Genomic DNA, 18,889 nt, shown 5'->3' with positions numbered 1-18,889 from the left:
CGACGGGATCGACGTGACGAACGAAGAGTTCACCGTGGGTTTGACTTCCGTTTACCGGCCCCGGTAAATCCTGCCACCGTCCCCCCTGCCGGTCAACTCGACCTGGGATAGCGTGGGACGGTGACTGATGCCCCGATCGCCGCCCGCCGTTCCACCCTCCGCACGCACCACGGCGACACGGTCGACGACCCGTACGAGTGGCTGCGAGCCAAGGACTCCCCCGAGGTCATCGCGCACCTGGAGGCGGAGAACGCGCACACCGAAGCCGAGACCGCACACCTGGCCGATCTGCGGGAGACGCTGTTCCAGGAGATCAAGGGCCGGGTCCAGGAGACCGACCTCTCCGTGCCGACGCGACGCGGAGACTGGTGGTACTACAGCCGCACCGAGGAAGGCGCGCAGTACGGCATCCACTGCCGCGCCGCCGCTCTCGAAGGCGACTGGACGCCCCCGCGGCTCGAGCCGGGGGTGCCGGTGCCCGGCGAGGTCGTCCTGCTGGACGGCAACGCCGAGGCGGAGGGGCACGAGTTCTTCTCGCTCGGCGCGTTCGACACCTCCGACGATGCGACGAAGCTGCTGTGGTCGACCGATTTCGAGGGCGACGAGCTCTACACCGTACGTGTGCGCGACCTGGAGAGGGGCGTCACCCTCGACGACGAGATCCCGAACACCGGGGGCGCGTTCTTCACCCCGGACGGCACCGGGATCCTCTACACGACCCGCGACGACGCCTGGCGTCCGGACACTCTGTGGCTGCACCGGCTCGGGACCCCGGTGTCGGACGACATCATGCTCTTCCACGAGCCCGACGAGAAGTTCTGGCTCGGCGCCGGGATCACGCGCAGCCGTCGCTACCTCGTGATCGGCGTGGGGTCCAGCATCACGAGCGAGGAGTACCTCGTCGACCTCGCGGGCGACATCACCGCGAAGCCGCGCACGGTGTGGCCGCGGCGGGAGGGCGTGGAGTACTCGCTCGAGCACGCGGTCGTGGACGGCGAGGACCGCCTGCTCATCCTGCACAACGACGACGCCCTCGACTTCGAGCTCGTCTCCGTGGCGGCGGACGACCCGCAGGGCGAGCGCCGCGTCGTCGTCGCGCATCAGCCGGGACGACGACTGCTCGGCGTGGACGCGTTCCGCGACTTCGCTACGGTCGAGTACCGCAGCGAAGGCCTCGAACGGGTCGGGCTCCTCGACTACGCGACGGACGCCGTGGAGGAGCTGCGGTTCGACGAGCCCCTCTACTCGGCGGGCGTCAGCGGCAACCCCGAGTGGCACTCCCCCTTCCTGCGTCTGGGCTACACGTCGTTCGTCACCCCAGGCACGGTCTACGAGCTCGACCTCGCGACGCGGGAGCTCGTCCTCCGCAAGCAGGTGACGGTGCTCGGCGACTACGACCCCGCCGACTACGGGCAGCGGCGGGAATGGGCCACCGCGGAGGACGGCACGCGCGTGCCGATCTCCCTCGTCTGGAAGCGCTCCTTCGGAGAGCCCGGTGCGACCGCACGTCCCGTCCACCTCTACGGCTACGGCTCGTACGAGCACTCGATCGACCCCGGCTTCTCCGTCGCCCGGCTCTCGGAGCTGGACCGCGGGGTCGTCTTCGCCGTGGCGCACGTGCGCGGCGGCGGCGAGATGGGCCGGCAGTGGTACGAGGAGGGCAAGCTCCTGCACAAGCGGAACACCTTCACGGACTTCGTCGCCTGCGCCCGGCACCTCGTCGACGAGGGCACCACGACCCCGGCCCAGCTCGTCGCGGAGGGCGGCAGCGCGGGTGGTCTGCTGATGGGCGCGGTCGCCAACCTCGCCCCGGAGCTGTTCGCCGGGATCCTCGCGGCTGTGCCGTTCGTCGACGCGTTGACCACGATCCTCGACCCCTCGCTCCCCCTCACGGTGATCGAGTGGGACGAGTGGGGCGACCCGCTGCACGACCCGGAGGTGTACGCGTACATGAAGTCGTACACGCCGTACGAGAACGTGCGCGACGGCGTGGAGTACCCGCGGATCCTCGCGGTGACCTCGCTGAACGACACCCGCGTGCTCTACGTGGAGCCCGCCAAGTGGGTCGCCCGGCTGCGGGAGGCCGGCGCGGAGGACGTGCTGCTCAAGTGCGAGATGGTCGCCGGGCACGGCGGCGTGAGCGGACGGTACAACTCCTGGCGCGAGCGGGCGTTCGAGCTCGCCTGGCTCCTGGACACCCTCCACCTCGCCTGACGGCATCAGGCACTCGCGCGGCATCAGGCGCGAGTGACTCTCGCTGCCTGGTCTCGCGCGGACGCCTGTGGGGTCCACATGCGACGACTGATCCTGCACAGGGCGAGGATTTCGCGAGCTGATTCCCCATCCCGGGTGCGGCGATGGAGAGTGCGGCGCGAGCGCTCAGGGTGGAGGGGTGGGACGCACGAGGGTCGAGGGCTGGGTTCGAGAGCAGGGCGGATCGGCGCATTCGTCGCGGGTACGTGAGGCGGGTTTCACCGAGTACCATATGCGTCGCGCGGTGCAGGAAGGCACGCTCGAGCGCGTGCGCCGGTCGTGGCTCCTCGTCCCCGATGTCGATGCGCGGCGCCGGGCGGCTGCTTCGGTCGGCGGGAGAGTCACCTGTGTGAGCGCTGCGGCTCTCGCCGGATGGTGGGATGTCGGACCCACGAACGTGCATGTCGCCCTCCCCCGCACTGCCTCTCGGTTCGATCGCGCCGGCGTGGAGGTGCACTGTGCGCAGGGGCCTGTGCCCGTGCATCCGCGAGCGGCGGTCGACCCCGTCCTGGATGTCCTCTTCCAGGTCGCGCGATGTCGGCCGCCGGTCGAGGCCCGCGCGATCTGGGAGTCCGCCATCCGCCACGGAGCGGTGGAGCTGGATACGCTCGCGCGGGTGCGGTGGCGGTGCCACGCCGCTGACCGCCTCGCTCGAACCGTCCGCGGCCGGTCGGACTCCGGTCCCGAGACGGTCTTCGTCGAACGGATGCGCGCGATCGGCATCGACGTGCGACAGCAGGTGTGGGTGGACGGCCATCCGCTCGACGGTGTCATCGGCGAACGGCTCGCCGTCCAGATCGACGGCTTCCGCCACCACAGCGCCGCGGGCGATCGGCGGCGAGACCTCGCAGCGGACGCGAGGCTCGCGCTCCGCGGCTACACCGTCCTGCGCTTCGATTACCACCAGGTCATGGTCGATGACACTCATGTCGAGGACACCGTCCTGGCCGCGCTCGCGCAGGGGCTCCATCGCGCAAGCCGTCGGGCGACGGGTCGGTAGCCGACCCGAGCGCAAGCCCAGGCCCTCGCGCGAGAACAGGAATGGAAGACAGCACGATGCCTGAACCCGCGCGAGAGCCTGACACCGCGCGAGGCAGTGAGAACAGGCGAGCGGACGGGCACAGGCACTCGCGCGAGAACAGGCAAGAAAGACAGCAAGATGCCTGAAGCGGCGCGAGAGCCTGAAGCCGGGCGGAAGTCAGCCGAAGAGGGCGGCGGCCTCGTCGTAGCGGTAGCGGGGCACGGTGTTCAGCTCACCGAGAGCATCGGCGAACGGGACGCGGACGATGTCGGTGCCCTGCATCGCGACCATCTGCCCCCAGGCGCCGTCGACGATCGCGTCTGCGGCGTGCAGGCCCAGCCGGGTCGCGAGGACGCGATCGAACGCCGACGGCGAACCGCCGCGCTGGATGTGCCCGAGGATCGTGGCACGCGTCTCGATGCCCGTGATCCGCTCGATCTCGGGGGCGAGCAGGTCGCCGATGCCGCCGAGCCGCGGGCGGTTGAACGCATCCAGACCCTTGTCGCTGTAGGCCTCGTCCATACCGGCGAGCTTGAAGCCCTCGGAGACGACGACGAGCGGCGCGCGACCGCGATCGTGGGCGCTCGTGACCAGAGCGGTGATCTCGTCCAGCGACATCGGCACCTCGGGGATGCAGATGACGTGCGCGCCCGCGGCCATTCCGGCGTGGAGCGCGATCCAGCCGACGTGACGGCCCATGACCTCCGCGACCATGCAGCGCTGGTGGGAGTCTCCCGTGGTGCGGAGCCGGTCCATGGCGTCCGTGGCAATGTTCACGGCCGTATCGAAGCCGAACGAATAGTCCGTGGCACGGAGGTCGTTGTCGATCGTCTTCGGAACGCCGAGCACCTTGATGCCGTCCTTCGCGAGGCGGTCCGCCGCGGCGAGAGTGCCTTCGCCGCCGATCGCGACGATGCCGTCGATCTTGTGCCCGTAGAGAGTCTTCGCGATGTTGTCGGCGCCTCCGCGCTCCCCCTCGTAGGGGTTGGTGCGGCTGGTGCCGAGGATGGTGCCGCCCACCTTGGACAGGCCCTTCACCTCATGCCGCGTCAGGGGCATGAAGTCGCCCTCGACGACGCCGCGCCATCCGTCGCGGATGCCGACGAACTCGAGGTCGTAGGTCGTGGTGCCCTTGAGCACGATGCCGCGGATGACCGCGTTGAGTCCGGGGCAGTCGCCGCCGCTCGTCAGGATGCCGATCTTCATGCTGCTGCCTTCGGAGGTCGAGGGATGGGGGTGCGGCGACAGTGCCTGCGATCGACACTAGCGCGCCGCCCCCTCACGTGGCCATTCGAGCGCGTCGAAAATCGGGGATCTTGACGGCTGCGGCGAGCGATCACGCCGAACTTCGCGTTCCGGCAGGAAGAGGCCTCGGAATCGCCGTTAAGAACCCGCGTTCTTGACGGCGTCTCAGCGCCCGCCCAGAGCCTCGCGCAGAAGATGCGTGAGCGCCGCCAGCTGCACCGACTCGCTCCCCGTCTCCTCCGTCGCCTCGCCGTCCAGAGCGCGGGCCGCGAGGCCCTGCTTCTGGTCGATGAGCTCCGCGATCTTCGTGTCGATCGTGTGGGCGGCGATGATCCGCCACGCCGTGACCGGCTCGTCCTGCCCGATGCGGTGCACGCGGTCGATGGCCTGCGTCTGCTCGGCCGCCGTCCACGACAGCTCCGCGAGGACGACGTTCGACGCCGCCTGCAGGTTGAGCCCGACGCCGGCCGCCGTGAGCGAGCACACCGCGATGCCGACCTCGGGGTCGCCGTTGAAGTCGTCGATGGCCTGCTGCCGTGCCGTGTTCGTCTGGTCACCGCGAATGGATACCGCGCGGATGCCGGCCGAGGCGAAGTGCGCCTCCGCCTGGTCCATGACGTCGATGTGCTTCGCGAAGAACACGACCTTGCCGACCGACCGCTGCAGCTGTGCGGCGTAGTCGGCCGCGAGGAGGGCCTTCGCCTGACCGATGCGGCGCACCATGGTGAAGACGTTGTCTCCCCCGGTACCGGCGGCCTTCGACTCCTCGAGCTCGTTCTGCGCCACGAGCCGGACGATGTCGTCGTCGATCTCTCCGGGCGCGAGACCGCGGTCGCCGCGTGCCTCGATGATGCGGCGGTAGCGGGCGGCCAGACGCTCTCCCAGCTCGCGCTCGGCCTGGCGGATGCTGCGACCGAACTCGTCGTCGAGCTGCACCGGCAGATCGGCGACCAGCTTGTCGGGCAGGTCGGCGGCGACATCCTTCTTCTTGCGCCGCACGATGCCCATCGAGATCACCGCGTCGCGGGCCTCCGGGTAGAAGGCCTTGTCCGCCGGCGTGAGCCCGGTCGCGTCGAGCTTCTCCATGAGCTCCGGTCCGGGCTTCTCCCCGTTCGTCCAGCCGAGGAAACGCCAGATGGCGTCGAAGTCCTCGACGTCGTTGATGAGTGGGGTACCCGTGAGGGCGAGCATGAGCGGATCGTGCCCCGGGGTGCGCTCGCGCACCTGTGCCGCGAGCGACAGCACGTTCTGCGAACGCTGCGACGAGAGGTTCTTGATGAAGTGCGCCTCGTCGACGACCATGCCGCGCAGGCCGATCGACGCGAGCCAGGACATGTGACGGTCGAGGATCTCGTAGTTCACGATGAACACGTCGGCGAAGGCGTCGATGTCGTCACCGTCGCCCTGGATGACCGTGGCACGACGCTGCGGCGTCCACCGCTCGACCTCGCGCGCCCAGTTCATCTTCACGACGTTGGGCACCACGACGAGCAGCGGATAGGCGCCGGCGACCGAGGCCGCGAGCACCGACTGCGCCGTCTTGCCGAGGCCCGGCTCGTCGGCGAGCAGGAAGCTGCGGTGCCCGGCGCGCACAGCCTCGAGGAAACGGGACTGGTGCACCATGACCTCGCGCCCCTTGGGCGAGATGTGGTCGAACTCCGGGGCCGGCGGAAGCTCCATCGAGGCCGCGGCACCGCCCGCGCCGGTCTCGAAGGCCTTGTACAGCGGCCCCATGAGCTCCCAGCCGTCGAGGCGGCGGCGGGGCGTGCTGGCCGGTCGCGGGGTCAGGTCGGGCGCAAGGAACGGGTTGGCGAGCTGACGGGCCTCCACCGAGGGCGGGGTGACCTGACGCTCCGCGATGGCCGCGGGCACCACGGGCGTCTGCACGGGCGCCGGGTCGGCGATGATGAGCTCCTCCGGCGGGAGCTCCGCGCCGGACTCGAGCAGCCAGTCGCGACGCATCCGCTTCGCGACGGGCGACGTGGCCTGGTCCGCTTCGAGCAGCTGGATGAGCGAGGTGTCCCGTGCGGCCGTCTTCGCGAGGATCGTCGCGACGCCGTCGAGGCGCTTGAGCAGCTCGGCGCGGGCCGCGTCGGTGATCTCGGAATCGGCCTTCACGCGGGCACGCTCCTCGCGCACCAGGAAGGCGATCACCTGGAACTTCGTGCGGTTCGTGGGGCCCAGCTTGCCGCGCTGGGACTTCGCCTCGATCTCGCGCACCTTGCGCGCGAGGATCGGGATGAGCGGTGCCTCGTCGTCGCGACGGGACGTCTTCTTACGCCGCGGGGCGGCGGTTGCCGTGGTCGGCATGCTCCTCCTGAGCCTGAAGGGCTCCGGCGCCTCCGGGGAGCCGCGAGCCGTTCTCGTCGTCCGCGTGTGGCGTGAGCCAGGACCGTGCGGACTGTGGATCGGTGTTCCCTCCGGAGCACGCGATGAGTGCGGGACCGGCGGGAGCCTGATCCCATTCTATGTCATCGCGAGCACCGGCCGCGGAAACACGGCGCCGTCGTGTTACGCGGACACGTCCAGAATGGTCGCGGCCTGCGTGACATCGGCGGCCATCTGCGTCATCAGCTTCTCGATGCCCTCGAAGGCGACCATGCCGCGCAGCCGCTCGACGAACTCGACCGTCACGTCGTGACCGTAGAGATCGAGTCCGGTCTCCCCCAGCACATGCGCCTCGACCTGCCGCACGAGCACGTCATCGAAGGTGGGGTTCGTGCCCACCGAGATCGCCGACGGGTGCCGGATGCCCGTGTCGTGGTCGACGAGCCACCCCGCGTAGACGCCGTCCGCCGGCACGAACGCATCGACGATCGTGGAGAGGTTCGCGGTCGGGAAGCCGAGCTCTCGTCCGCGCTTCAGGCCGTGGACCACCACGCCGCGCACGTCGGGATATCGGCCGAGAGCGCGAGTCGCCTCCGCGACGTCACCGGCCATCAGGAGCTCGCGGATCCAGCTCGACGAGACGCGACGGCTGGACCCCGGGAGGTAGACGTCGTCGACGACCTCGACGGTGAAGCCGTACCGGGGGCCGAGCTCCCGCAATAGGTCGGGGGTGCCCGCGCCTCGGTGCCCGAAGCGGAAGTCGGCGCCCACGAGGATGGTGGACACGTGCAGCGCGCCGACGAGGATATCGGCGACGAAGTCCTCCGCACCGACGGCCGCGAGCGTCTCGTCGAAGGTCAGCACGAGCGTCGCGTCGAGCCCGAGCTCGCCCAGGAGCTCCAGCTTGCGGTCGACGGTCACGACGTTCTCGGGGCACCGGTCGGGGCGGATCACAGCGAGAGGGTTACGGTCGAACGTCACCGCGACGGCCCGGCTCCCCGACGCCGCGGCGGCCTCTTCCAGGCGACGGATGACGGCGCGGTGCCCCTCGTGCACGCCGTCGAACTTCCCGATGGCGACGGTGCTGGGACCGTAGTTCTCCGGCACCTCGTCCGGACTCCGGAACACGATCACGCGGCGACCTCGACCGGTCGCGCGGCGTCGACGGGCCGGTGCGTGCGCAGCCACCAGATGCCGAAGATCGGGAGGACCAGGGGGATGAAGAGGTAGCCGCGGCCGAACAGCGACCACACGGTCTCGTGCTGGAACAGGTCGGGCAGGACGAGGCTGAGCACGCCGACGACCAGCACACCGGTGAGCTCGAAGACGATCGCCACCCACGCGGCGGTGTACCAGCCGCGACGACGCGCGAAGACGAGCGCGAGCGTCGCCAGGACGTACACGACCGCGGCGAGCGCCGAGAGGCTGTAGGCCAACGGGGCCTCGTCGAAGCGACGGACGATCTGCACGAAGCTGCGCCCGGTGGCCGCCAGCGCCATCACGGCGTAGACGATCACCAGGACACGACCGATGCCGGTCATCCGAGTGGAGGGGGCGGTGGAGCTCATAGCGCATTCCATCCTAGAGCCGGGCGAGCCGCCCGGCGTCCGCGCCGGCTGGCGCTCAGGCGACCTGGACGGTCCAGATCACCTGCATGCGCCACAGCATGATCGCGATCGCGAGGGCGGCCACACCGAGCACGACGGTGCTCCACCGGCTGCGTTCCATCAGCGCCCAGAGCACGGCGCCGATCGGAAGCAGGGCCGCCGAGACGAGGTACACCCAGAGCTCCAGCAGGTCGCCGGTGGGCGGGTTCCCCGCGAGCGGCGCGACGATGGCGACGACGATCTGCACGATCAGCAGCACCTCGACGAGAGCCAGCGCGCCGACGGAGAAGTCGCTGGGGCGACGGCCGGCGAACCCCGCGCCGAGGCAGAAGAGCCCGGCGGCGATGGCGATGACGATCTGCACGATCGTGAACCACAGGATCATCGGGAGGCCTCCGGCATGTTCATGGCGCTCTTCACATCGGCACCGCGCTTCTCGACGATCCCCACCAGGCCGCCGTCGTCTTCGATGGCGGCCGCGAGCGGGCCGTCCAGCCGCGCAGCGGCGCCCGCCACTCGCTTGCCGTGCCGCAGATCGCGTGCCTCCTCCGCCGAGACGCGGAGGACGGGGAGGACGCGGCCGGCGGCCTCCCCGGGGGTGAGCACGGGAGCGCCCTCGAGGGCGTCGATCGTCACGGCGTCGCGCACGTCGAACGGGCCGACGCGGGTGCGGCGGAGGGCGGTCAGGTGGCCGCCGACGCCGAGGGCGGCGCCCAGGTCGCGGGCCAGCGAGCGGATGTAGGTTCCGGACGAGCAGTCCACGACGACATCGAGGTCGATCGCGTGATCGTCGCGACGTCGCGCGATGACGTCGAACCGGGACACGACGACGTCTCGCGGCTGGAGGACCACCTCCTCCCCCGCACGGACGCGGTCGTAGGCGCGGCGGCCGTCGACCTTGATCGCCGAGACCGCGCTCGGGACCTGGGAGATCGCGCCCGTCAGAGCGGCCACTCCGGCATCGACAGCCGCATCCGCGATCGCCGCGAGGGCGCTCTCGTCCGCGCGGTGGAGGGTCTCGCCCTCCGCGTCATCCGTCGAGGTGACGGCACCGAGCCGGATGGTCGCCTCGTAGGTCTTGTCCGCGCCCACGATGTAGGTGAGGAGGCGGGTCGCGCCCTCGATGCCGATGACGAGCAGTCCCGTGGCCATCGGGTCGAGGGTACCGGCGTGACCGACCTTGCGGGTGCCGAAGGCGCGACGAGTACGGGCGACGACGTCGTGACTGGTCAGCCCGCCGGGCTTGTCGACGAGGAGGATGCCGGGGGTCGCCATCCCTCCAGCCTACCGAGGCAGGGAGCGGTGCCCGCTCGCCTAGGCTGGAGGGATGGCCGCGCCCGCACCGTCTCCCGCGACGATGACGCCCCTGCTCGGCTGGTACGCCTCCGCGGCGCGCGACCTTCCCTGGCGCCGTCCGGACTTCCATGCCGCCTTCGGCGCCTGGGGCGTCCTGGTGAGCGAGTTCATGCTGCAGCAGACGCCCGTGACCCGCGTGATCCCGCACCTCGACGCGTGGCTAGCGCGCTGGCCGACACCCCTGGCGATGGCGGCCGCGTCCACTGCGGACGTCGTCCAGCAGTGGGCGAACCTCGGCTATCCGCGGCGTGCCCTGTGGCTGCACCGTGCGGCCGTCGAGGTGGTCGAGCGCCACGGCGGCGTCGTGCCGCGTGACGTCGACGCCCTCCTCGCCCTCTCCGGGATCGGCGACTACACCGCCCGTGCCGTGGCCGTGTTCGCGTACGGCGACCGTCATCCCGTCGTCGACACCAACACCCGGCGCGTGCTGGCCAGGGCGGTCGAGGGACGAGCGCAACCGGGGTCCCCGTCCCGCCGCGACCTTGCGCTCATGGCGGCGCTGCTGCCCGCGGACCCCGCAGAGGCCGCCGTCCTCAACGCCGCGGCTATGGAGCTCGGCGCGACGATCTGCACGTCCCGTGCGCCCCGATGCGAACGCTGCCCGCTGGCGGACGGGTGTGCGTGGCTCGCGGCCGGCCGGCCCGACACCGGGGATGAGCGACGACGACAGGCCGCGTACGAGGGTTCGGACCGCCAGGCCCGCGGCGCCGTGCTCCGGCTCCTGCGCGCCGCCGCCCCCGCCGCAGTCCCGCTTACCGCCGTCCTCCCGGACTGGCCCGACGTGCGTCAGCGGGATCGTGCGATCGACTCCCTCATCGCCGACGGGCTCGCGGAAGCCGACGGGGAGGGCCTCTCCCTGCCGCGGTGAGCGCGCCTCAGAGGTACTGTTCGGTCCTGTGCGCGAGCACCGTCAGCTCGACGCGATTGCGGACGTCCAGCTTCGCGAACACGCGTCCCAGGTGCACCTCGACCGTCCGGACGGAGATCGACAGGCGCTCCGCGATCGCGCGGTTCCCCGTGCCTTCGACGGCGAGCATGGCCACCTCCAGTTCCCGCGACGTCAGTCGCTGGGCCCAGGCGCTCCGGCACACGAAAAGATACGCGCCGCCCGTGACGTGCGGGTCGGTCTCCAGCCGCTGCAGACGCCGGCGGACGGCACGCCCCCACGCGCTCGCCCCGGCGGCCTCGAACAGCCTCTCGGCCTGCCCGAGGTGACTGCGGGCCGCGATCGGATCCCCGTGCAGCCCGGACCTGACCCCCAACAGCATCTCGACACGGCCGCGGGCGAAGGGCGACCGAAGCCGTCGTGCCGCCTCTCGCAGGGTCTCCTGCTCCGTGCGCCAGGCACCGTCGCCGGACGCCGCGACGGCGTGACGCAGGGCGTCGGCGAACTCCGTCTCCGGTGGGCGCACCGCCGGTGACGCCCGTCCGGCGTCGGGGACGAGCACGACCTCCTCCACCCCCGGCACCGCGAAGCGCGCCTGCGGCTCCCCGCGATCCCGCCACAGCCCGATCGCACCGGCGGCCGCCTCGAAGGAGCCGTTCAGGAACGCCTCGACAGCGCGGTCCACCAGTACGTCCATGTCTGCGGCCGGAGGCAGCACGGCGGTGAGAGCCCTGGCGATCGGGCTGAAAGCGCCGAGGACCGCGAGATCGAGCCGCCGCGCCAGCACCACGCCGAGTCCCGCGAACGGGATCGCGACGGGGAGCTCGACCGCTGCCCGCCGCAGCAGCAGCCGGGCGCGACCGATGTCTCCCCGCCAGACAAGAAGCAGCACCTCGGTGACGATCCGGTAGGCCCGGCCCAGTGGGCTGTGCTCGAAACCGGGGATCATCGGATCGCGCTCCCCCACCCCGGGGAGATCCGCGGTCTGCAGCAGCCGCAGGCCCTCGTCGATGTCGCCGCCGCACGCGGCGTGCAGAGCCCCCGACACGGCGCCCAGCAGCCCGCCGGTTCCTGGCACGTCACCCGTGGCGACCTCCCCGGCGAGAAGGCCGCACAGCGACTCGACCGCGTCCCGCAGGACGCCGTCCCCGCCGACGCGCGAGGCCCCATCACGGACATCGGCGAGCCAGCGGCGACCCGCCCTGCGGTCGCCGCGCTCCGCGCACAGGATCGCCAGGAGCGCCGCGAACCGCGCCCAGGAGTCGCCGTCCCCCGTACGCAGCGGAGCGAGCCGCTGCGGATCGACGGCCGGCACCGCTCCGTACCGGAACGTGCGGGCGACGAGGAACGGTCCGAGCGCTCGCCCCCGACGGTGCTCGGCGGCACCGCAGACGAGGCTTCCCAACCATTCCTCGGCATCCGCCGCATGACCGCATGCGAGCGCCGCGCACCCGGCGAGCACTCGCGCCTCCTCGCCGATGTCGCCGGCCGCGTGCTTCGCGGCCTCGGCGGCGAGCAGCAGTACGCGTTCCTGGCGTCTCTCTGCGGCAGCGGCGCGGGCACCTGCCGTCAGCACCGCTGCGGACCGTTGATCGCGGACGGCGCCCCCACGCGCGCGATGCCAGGCCGCAGCCACCCGATCTCGCCGCCGGACGGCGACCGCGGCCAGGCGCGCGTGCGTGTGCGCGACCTCAGCCGCAGAGGCGGCCGCGTGCACTCCCGTCTCCATCCGGGGGTCGGCGAACCGGACACGTCCCGCGTGGATCACCAGGTGCGGCGCGGCGCCGCTCGCCCGCACCTCCTCCACGCCGCGCCCGTCCACCGCGAGGACCGGATCGAGGTCATCCTCGAACGCCAGTGCCACGGTGAGCAGCAGCAGCCGGTCCGGGGCCGACAGCATGCCGAGAGGGACGGCGTCGGCGACGGACGGCAGAGGCCACGGCAGCCGGCCGAGACCTCGCCGCTGCTCCGGCGTGAGGCGGGCCGCCACCGCCATGACGGCCGCCGGGTCCGCCGGAAGCGCGGCGACGAGCCGCGCGGCCACGTGCGGGGCGCACGCGAGCTCCCGAGCCCGAAGCTCGTCCAGCAGCGCCTCGACGTCGCCGGGCGCGACGGACGACCCCGCAGGCGCGTTCCGAGACTCGATGTCGATCCCCCCAGATCCACCGGTTGTCCCGCCGCGGACCTGAGGGTATCAGACGGGATCAGTCCTCGTCGTCGTCCGACCGGTAGGGGTCGGCTTCGCCGGCGTGGGTCGCGGACGAGGCCAGCTTGGCCACCTCCGCGTCGCGCTCCTGCGCCTCGCGCAGCAGAGCGGTGATGTGGTCGGCGTTCTCCGGGAGCGCGTCCGGGATGAACTCGAGCGTAGGGACGAGTCGAGTGCTGAGCTGTCGTCCGACCTCGCTGCGCAGCATGCCGGTCGCAGAGGTGAGCGCGGCACCGCTGGCGAGGCGCTCCTCTTCCGTGCCGAGCACCGTGTAGAACACGGACGCGTGCTGCAGATCGCCGCTCACGCGGACGTCGGTGATGGTCACGAAGCCCAGACGCGGGTCGCGCAGCCCCTTCTCCAAGCGCTCGGCGAGGATCACGCGGATACGATCCGCGAGTCGGGCCTGTCGTTCACCAGCCATTGTTCCTTCTCCCACCTCTGTGCATCGCGGCTCCCAGCGAACCGCGGAGGCGGCTGCCCCCTCCCCCGTCACGGGAGGAGGAGGCAGCCGCCGCAGTCGTGCGGATCAGCCGCGCGGCTTCTCCACCATCTCGGTCGTCTCGATCTCGTCGCCGACCTGGATGTCGTTGTACTTGCCGAGGCCGATACCGGCCTCGTAGTCCGTCCGCACCTCGGTGACGTCGTCCTTGAACCGGCGCAGCGACTCGATGGCCAGACCATCGGCGATGACGACGCCGTCGCGGATGACGCGGGCCTTCGCGTTCCGCGTGATCGTCCCGGACCGGACGATGACACCCGCGATGTTGCCGAACTTCGAGGAGCGGAACACCTCGCGGATCTCGGCGACACCCGACTGGACCTCTTCGTACTCCGGCTTGAGCATGCCCTTGAGCGAGCTCTCGATCTCCTCGATCGCGTTGTAGATGACGGAGTAGAAGCGGATGTCCACACCCTCACGCTGGGCGCGCTCACGCGCCTTCGTGTCAGGGCGGACGTTGAAGCCCACGATGATCGCGTTGTCGATCGTCGCCAGGTTCACGTCGGACTCGGTGATCGCACCGACACCGCGGTGGATGATGCGCAGCTGCACCGAGTCGTCGACCTCGATCTTGAGGAGCGACTCCTCCAGCGCCTCGACGGCACCGGAGACGTCACCCTTGATGATGAGGTTGAGCGACTCGACCTTGCCCTCTTCGAGAGCACGGGTGAAGTCCTCGAGCGAGATGCGCTTGCGGGCCTTGGCCAGCTGGGCGTTGCGCTCGACGGCTTCGCGCTTCTCCGCGATCTGACGGGCCATGCGGTCTTCCTCGGTCACGATGAAGACGTCGCCGGCGCGCGGCACGGAGTTCAGACCCTGCACCTGGACCGGACGAGACGGTGCGGCCGCCTCGACGATCTCGCCGTTCTCGTCGATCATCGCGCGGACGCGGCCATAAGCGGTGCCCGCCACGATCGCATCGCCGACCCGGAGGGTTCCGGACTGGATCAGCACCGTCGCGACCGAACCGCGGCCCTTGTCGAGCTTCGCCTCGATGGCGACACCGCGAGCGGCCTTGTTCGGGTTGGCGGTCAGGTCGAGACCGGCGTCCGCCGTGAGCAGCACCGCGTCCAGGAGCTCCTGGATACCGGTGTTCGCCCTGGCCGACACGTCGACGAACATGACGTCGCCACCGTACTCCTCGGCCACCAGACCGTACTCGGTGAGCTGCTGACGCACCTTGGCCGGGTTGGCCTCAGGCTTGTCGACCTTGTTCACCGCGACCACGATCGGCACGTTCGCCGCCTGAGCGTGGTTCAGCGCCTCGACCGTCTGCGGCATGATGCCGTCGTCGGCCGCGACCACCAGGATCGCCAGGTCGGTGACCTGCGCACCACGGGCACGCATGGCGGTGAACGCCTCGTGACCGGGGGTGTCGATGAACGTGATCGCCCGCTCGATGCCCTCGTGCTCGGTCCAGACCTGGTAGGCACCGATGTGCTGGGTGATGCCGCCGGCCTCACCCTCGATGACGTTGGTCTGACGGATCGCGTCGAGAAGGCGGGTCTTACCGTGGTCCACGTGACCCATGACGGTGACCACCGGGGGACGGATCTCGAGGTCGTCCTCGCTCTCCTCCTCCAGCTCCTTCTCGAGGTCGAGACCGAAGCCCTCGAGGAGCTCCTTGTCCTCGTCCTCGGGCGAGACCATCTGGACCTTGTAGCCCAGCTCCTCACCGAGGACCTCGAACGTGGCCTCATCCAGCGACTCGGTGGCCGTGGCCATCTCGCCGAGGTTGAAGAGGATCGTGACGAGGGTGCCCGGCTGCACGGTGTAGCCGGTCAGGGACTCGATCTTGTCGGCGAAGTCCGCGATGGACGCGCCGCGACGCATGCGGATGATCTCCCCGTTGCCGCGGGTGACGTTGACGCCACCGACGACCGGGGCGCTCCGCATCTCGAACTCTTGCCGCTTCGCCCGCCGCGACTTGCGCTGCTTGCTCTTGCCGCCGCCCTTACCGAAAGCGCCTGCGGTACCACCGCCGGGACCGCGGCCACGGCCACCGCCGCCACCGGGACGGCCGGCGAAACCACCGCCGGGACGGGGACCTGCACCGGGACCGCCACCACCGCCGGGACGACCGGGGCCGCCCGTACGCTGCTGGAACGGAGCACCGGGACGTCCACCCTGACCGCCGCGGGGTGCACCGGGTCGCGGCGAGCCGGGACGAGGGGCACCCGGGCGCGGAGCGCCGGGACGGGGCGCCTGCGGGCGCGGGATGTTCCCGGGGGTCGGCCGCTGGCCCATCCCCTGCGCCGAGGCGAAGGGGTTGTTGCCGGGACGAGGACCGGCGGGACGCTGGCCCATGCCCTGGGCGGACGAGAAGGGGTTGTTGCCGGGGCGGGGCGCGCCGGGCTTCGGCGCGTTGCCGTCACCCGAGGACGGTGCGGCCGGAGCCGGAGCCGACGGCTTCGCGGGCGCCGACGGCGCCGGAGCCTTCTCCGCCGCGGGGGCGGGCGCCGGGCTCGGGGCGGGTGCGGCCGGAGCGGCAGGACCCGGCTTGGGGCCGGGCTTCGGACCGGGGGTGGGCGCCGAGGACTTCGGTGCCGGCTTCGCGGCGGGCTTCGCCGCAGCGGGCTCGGAGGCCGCCTTGAGGGACGGGTCGGCCTCGATCGCGGCACGCAGCTTGCGCGCCACCGGGGGCTCGACCGTCGAGGACGGGCTCTTCACGAACTCGCCGAGTTCCTTGAGCTTCGCAAGTGCGACCTTGCTGTCGACGCCGAGTTCGGCGGCGATCTCATGTACGCGTGGTTTACCAGCCACAATTCTCCTGTCTGGGTCGGTCTGCCCAGACAGGGCAGACCACTAGTCGCGGACGGGTCTCATTTCGAGCCGTTCACTTTGTTTCCATAGCTGTTCAGCCTTTGTTTCTTGGTGGGTGCTGTTCGAAGATCCGTGTATCCAGCTGAGTGGTCACACGCAGTGCTCTTCCGAAAGCGCGACGCCGCAGAGCGGCTTCCATGCACTCGGGTGTCGGATGCACCCACGCGCCACGCCCCGGCAGGACAGCACGCTCATCGGGGACGAGGGTGTCGTTCTGGGCAACCACCCTGAGCAGAGTGGAGCGGGGAGCACGCGTGCGGCAACCGACGCACGTTCGTACGGGTTCCATCTTACACCTGCGTTCCGTCCGTCCTCGCCGCCACCGGGCGTGGCGTCGAGGACGGACAGGTTTCAGTCGAGGACGCTGTCCGGCTGGATGTCGATCTTGGCGCCGGTGAGCTTGGCGGCCAGACGTGCGTTCTGACCCTCCTTGCCGATGGCGAGCGACAGCTGGTAATCCGGCACGAGGGCACGGACGGCCTTGGTGCTCGCGTCGAGGACGAACGAGCTCGTGACCTTGGCGGGCGACAGCGCGTGCGCCACGAACGTGGGCAGGTCGGCGTCGTAGTCGACGATGTCGATCTTCTCCCCCGCCAGCTCCTCCGTGACGGCCCGCACACGGCGCCCCATCTCGCCGATGCACGCGCCCTTGGCGTTGATCGCCGGGTCGTTCGCCTTGACCGCGATCTTGGTCCGGTGGCCCGCCTCGCGGGCGAGCGCCACGATCTCGACGAGCCCCGCGGCGATCTCCGGCACCTCGAGCGCGAACAGCTTGCGGACGAGCCCGGGATGCGTGCGCGAGACCGTGATCTGCGGACCCTTGAGCCCCTTGGCGACGCTGGTGACGTAGACGCGCAGCCGGGACCCGTGCGCGTACTCCTCGCCGGGCACCTGCTCCTCGGGCGGGAGGATCGCCTCGACGGAGCCGAGGTCGACGTGGATCATGCGCGGGTTCGGCCCCTGCTGGATCACGCCGGCGACGATGTCGCCCTCCTTGCCCTTGAACTCCCCGAGGACGGCGTCGTCCGCGATGTCCCGGAGGCGCTGGCTGATGACCTGCTTGGCGGCGAATGCGGCGATGCGCCCGAAGTCGTCCGGCGTCGCCTCCTCTTCGCCGATGATCGCGCCCTCGTCGTCGCGGACGACCTGGAGGACGGCGACGTGGCCGGTCTTGCGGTCGAGGTGCACGCGGACACCCTCGGGCGTGGCACCGTCGGGCGAGACGTGCTTGGAGTATGCGGTCAGGATCGCCTGCTCGATGATCGAGACGAGCTCGTCGAACGGGATCGCCTTCTCCTTCTCGATCCCTCGCAGCAGACTCAGTTCGATGTCCATGACGGCCTCCCTATTCAGCTCTCGTCGCGCCCGAATGCACGCGCGACATCCGTACAACGATACCGTGTGCCGCACCCCCGGGCCATCCAGTCCTCGCGGAGACAGGCCATCGCGCGACAGCAGGCGCTCACCGCGAGAACAGCCTGAACCCGCGTGGGAGCCTGTTGCGGGGGTCAGAGCTTCGGCGCGGACGGGAGCGCGTTGAGGGCGGCGATGAGCCGGAAGAGGTTGCCCACCTGACGCTGGTCCAGGTGCAAGGCGAGGCGCGGGAGGTCGAGCCGGTCGTCGTCGGCGACCTCCGGGGACCGGGGAGCCGTGCGCTCGATCCGCCCGGTCGACAGGAGTGCGGCGAAGGCGGTGTTGAGCTCCTCGATCTCGGCGTCCGTCGGCTCGGCCTTGAGTCGCAGCACGAGCGTGTCCCCCACCCACCGCAGCGAGTCGTAGTTGCGCCAGAACCCGGTGATCTCGGCGCGGGCCTCCTCGACCGAGTCGGTGATGACGACGCGATCGAAGTCCCCCGGGGAGATCACCCCCATCGGGGCGAGGTGCTCGTCGACGAAGCGCCGCATGCCCTGCCAGAATGATCCGCCCTTCTCATCGAGCAGCACGATCGGCGTCGGCTCGGCCTTCCCGGTCTGCTGCAGGGTGAGCAGCTCGAACATCTCGTCGAGCGTGCCGAACCCGCCGGGCAGGCAGATGAAGCCGCTCGATTCCTTGATGAGCATGAGCTTGCGGGTGAAGAAGTACTTCATCGCGACGACCTGATCGCTTCCCGCGACGAGGCTGTTCGCCTTCTCCTCGAAGGGGAGCCGGATGGAGACGCCGAGCGACAGCGCCGGCCCCGCCCCCTCGGCGGCGGCCTGCATGATCCCGGGGCCGGCGCCCGTGACGACCATCCAGCCGTCGCTCGCGAGCGCCGCGGCGACATCCCGCGCCTGCAGGTACAGCGGGTCGTCGTGGCGGGTGCGCGCGGAGCCGAAGACGGTCACCTTCGGCACCCCGCGGAACGGAGCGAAGAGGCGGAAGGCATCGCGCATCTCGGCCAGCGCGGCGGAGGCGATCTTGAGGTCGAGGCGGTCGGTGTCGTCCTCACCGAGGAGCAGCGCCGTGCGGAGCATCCGCATCACGAGCCGGCGGTCCGAGGACACCCCCGCTTCGTCCAGCACATGGTTGATCTCGTCGCTCAGAGCGGCCGGCAGCGGTTCCTCGGTCATGTCCCCAGCGTCCCACGCGGCACCCGGCCGGCGGGACGCAACGCCGAGGATCCGCACCGCCGCGCTCCGCAGCACGGGCAGGACACGGTGTCAACGCCCGTGCCCTCGGTCGG

The 18,889-nt window shown here is 70.8% G+C and carries 15 protein-coding genes; 3 read left to right on the top strand and 12 right to left on the bottom strand.

Annotation, left to right across the window (positions count from 1 at the left end; genetic code table 11):
* Nucleotides 1-120 precede the first annotated feature (120 nt).
* Complete coding sequence (locus tag C6C15_RS06890; RefSeq protein WP_105949636.1) at nt 121-2,214, top strand: S9 family peptidase; 2,094 nt, start codon at nt 121-123, stop codon at nt 2,212-2,214.
* Nucleotides 2,215-2,602: 388 nt separating this feature from the next.
* The gene (locus C6C15_RS06885) at nt 2,603-3,253 is read left to right on the top strand and encodes an endonuclease domain-containing protein (protein ID WP_234024229.1); all 651 of its coding nucleotides are present in this window, start codon (nt 2,603-2,605) and stop codon (nt 3,251-3,253) included.
* Between the two features lie 198 nt (nt 3,254-3,451).
* On the opposite strand, the gene C6C15_RS06880 is transcribed toward C6C15_RS06885, so the two are convergent.
* The 6 genes from C6C15_RS06880 to truB all read right to left on the bottom strand — a co-directional run bounded on the left by C6C15_RS06880 (nt 3,452) and on the right by truB (nt 9,729).
* The gene (locus tag C6C15_RS06880) at nt 3,452-4,480 is read right to left on the bottom strand and encodes a 6-phosphofructokinase (protein ID WP_025103187.1); all 1,029 of its coding nucleotides are present in this window, start codon (nt 4,478-4,480) and stop codon (nt 3,452-3,454) included.
* A gap of 204 nt (nt 4,481-4,684) precedes the next feature.
* Entirely contained in the window at nt 4,685-6,829 is a 2,145-nt protein-coding gene (locus tag C6C15_RS06875) for a DEAD/DEAH box helicase (RefSeq protein WP_060922647.1), read from the bottom strand.
* A 201-nt stretch (nt 6,830-7,030) separates the two neighbouring features.
* Nucleotides 7,031-7,981: a bifunctional riboflavin kinase/FAD synthetase gene (locus tag C6C15_RS06870; protein WP_105949634.1), complete on the bottom strand. Its 951-nt coding sequence runs from the start codon at nt 7,979-7,981 to the stop codon at nt 7,031-7,033.
* Complete coding sequence (locus C6C15_RS06865) at nt 7,978-8,415, bottom strand: hypothetical protein (protein WP_234024228.1); 438 nt, start codon at nt 8,413-8,415, stop codon at nt 7,978-7,980. Before C6C15_RS06865 ends, C6C15_RS06870 begins: the two co-directional genes overlap by 4 nt.
* A 55-nt stretch (nt 8,416-8,470) precedes the next feature.
* Nucleotides 8,471-8,839, bottom strand: a complete 369-nt coding sequence (locus C6C15_RS06860; RefSeq protein ID WP_060922650.1) for a hypothetical protein — start codon at nt 8,837-8,839, stop codon at nt 8,471-8,473.
* Nucleotides 8,836-9,729: a tRNA pseudouridine(55) synthase TruB gene (gene truB / locus C6C15_RS06855; protein WP_105949632.1), complete on the bottom strand. Its 894-nt coding sequence runs from the start codon at nt 9,727-9,729 to the stop codon at nt 8,836-8,838. The genes C6C15_RS06860 and truB overlap by 4 nt, the downstream gene beginning before the upstream one ends.
* A 52-nt stretch (nt 9,730-9,781) precedes the next feature.
* Here truB and C6C15_RS06850 point away from each other — a divergent pair, with 52 nt between their 5' ends.
* A complete protein-coding gene (locus C6C15_RS06850) occupies nt 9,782-10,678 on the top strand; it encodes an A/G-specific adenine glycosylase (protein ID WP_231919605.1) in 897 nt (298 codons plus the stop codon).
* A gap of 7 nt (nt 10,679-10,685) precedes the next feature.
* On the opposite strand, the gene C6C15_RS06845 is transcribed toward C6C15_RS06850, so the two are convergent.
* The 6 genes from C6C15_RS06845 to C6C15_RS06820 form a co-directional block, all read right to left on the bottom strand.
* Complete coding sequence (locus C6C15_RS06845; RefSeq protein WP_105949631.1) at nt 10,686-12,740, bottom strand: helix-turn-helix domain-containing protein; 2,055 nt, start codon at nt 12,738-12,740, stop codon at nt 10,686-10,688.
* Nucleotides 12,741-12,900: 160 nt separating this feature from the next.
* The gene (rbfA, locus tag C6C15_RS06840; RefSeq protein WP_060923633.1) at nt 12,901-13,326 is read right to left on the bottom strand and encodes a 30S ribosome-binding factor RbfA; all 426 of its coding nucleotides are present in this window, start codon (nt 13,324-13,326) and stop codon (nt 12,901-12,903) included.
* A 105-nt stretch (nt 13,327-13,431) separates the two neighbouring features.
* The gene (gene infB / locus C6C15_RS06835) at nt 13,432-16,167 is read right to left on the bottom strand and encodes a translation initiation factor IF-2 (RefSeq protein ID WP_083371063.1); all 2,736 of its coding nucleotides are present in this window, start codon (nt 16,165-16,167) and stop codon (nt 13,432-13,434) included.
* A 94-nt stretch (nt 16,168-16,261) separates the two neighbouring features.
* Nucleotides 16,262-16,516, bottom strand: a complete 255-nt coding sequence (locus C6C15_RS06830) for a YlxR family protein (RefSeq protein WP_082750046.1) — start codon at nt 16,514-16,516, stop codon at nt 16,262-16,264.
* A gap of 62 nt (nt 16,517-16,578) precedes the next feature.
* Nucleotides 16,579-17,562, bottom strand: a complete 984-nt coding sequence (gene nusA / locus C6C15_RS06825) for a transcription termination factor NusA (RefSeq protein ID WP_062634952.1) — start codon at nt 17,560-17,562, stop codon at nt 16,579-16,581.
* A 173-nt stretch (nt 17,563-17,735) separates the two neighbouring features.
* Entirely contained in the window at nt 17,736-18,776 is a 1,041-nt protein-coding gene (locus tag C6C15_RS06820; RefSeq protein WP_105949630.1) for a TIGR00730 family Rossman fold protein, read from the bottom strand.
* Nucleotides 18,777-18,889 lie beyond the last annotated feature (113 nt).

Origin of the sequence: Microbacterium sp. str. 'China', assembly GCF_002993305.1 — a bacterium.
Taxonomy (GTDB): Bacteria; Actinomycetota; Actinomycetes; order Actinomycetales; family Microbacteriaceae; genus Microbacterium; species Microbacterium paraoxydans.
Note: the sequence above shows the minus strand (reverse complement) of the source record. Positions and strands in the feature narration are given on the sequence as shown.

Bases quoted from the DNA above. Each gene is read 5' to 3' on its own strand.
- C6C15_RS06880 (WP_025103187.1), bottom strand. From the start codon at position 4,480: ATGAAGATCGGCATCCTGACGAGCGGCGGCGACTGCCCCGGACTCAAC.
- C6C15_RS06875 (WP_060922647.1), bottom strand. From the start codon at position 6,829: ATGCCGACCACGGCAACCGCCGCCCCGCGGCGTAAGAAGACGTCCCGT.
- C6C15_RS06865 (WP_234024228.1), bottom strand. From the start codon at position 8,415: ATGAGCTCCACCGCCCCCTCCACTCGGATGACCGGCATCGGTCGTGTC.
- C6C15_RS06860 (WP_060922650.1), bottom strand. From the start codon at position 8,839: ATGATCCTGTGGTTCACGATCGTGCAGATCGTCATCGCCATCGCCGCC.
- truB (WP_105949632.1), bottom strand. From the start codon at position 9,729: ATGGCGACCCCCGGCATCCTCCTCGTCGACAAGCCCGGCGGGCTGACC.
- C6C15_RS06850 (WP_231919605.1), top strand. From the start codon at position 9,782: ATGGCCGCGCCCGCACCGTCTCCCGCGACGATGACGCCCCTGCTCGGC.
- rbfA (WP_060923633.1), bottom strand. From the start codon at position 13,326: ATGGCTGGTGAACGACAGGCCCGACTCGCGGATCGTATCCGCGTGATC.
- C6C15_RS06830 (WP_082750046.1), bottom strand. From the start codon at position 16,516: ATGGAACCCGTACGAACGTGCGTCGGTTGCCGCACGCGTGCTCCCCGC.
- nusA (WP_062634952.1), bottom strand. From the start codon at position 17,562: ATGGACATCGAACTGAGTCTGCTGCGAGGGATCGAGAAGGAGAAGGCG.
- C6C15_RS06820 (WP_105949630.1), bottom strand. From the start codon at position 18,776: ATGACCGAGGAACCGCTGCCGGCCGCTCTGAGCGACGAGATCAACCAT.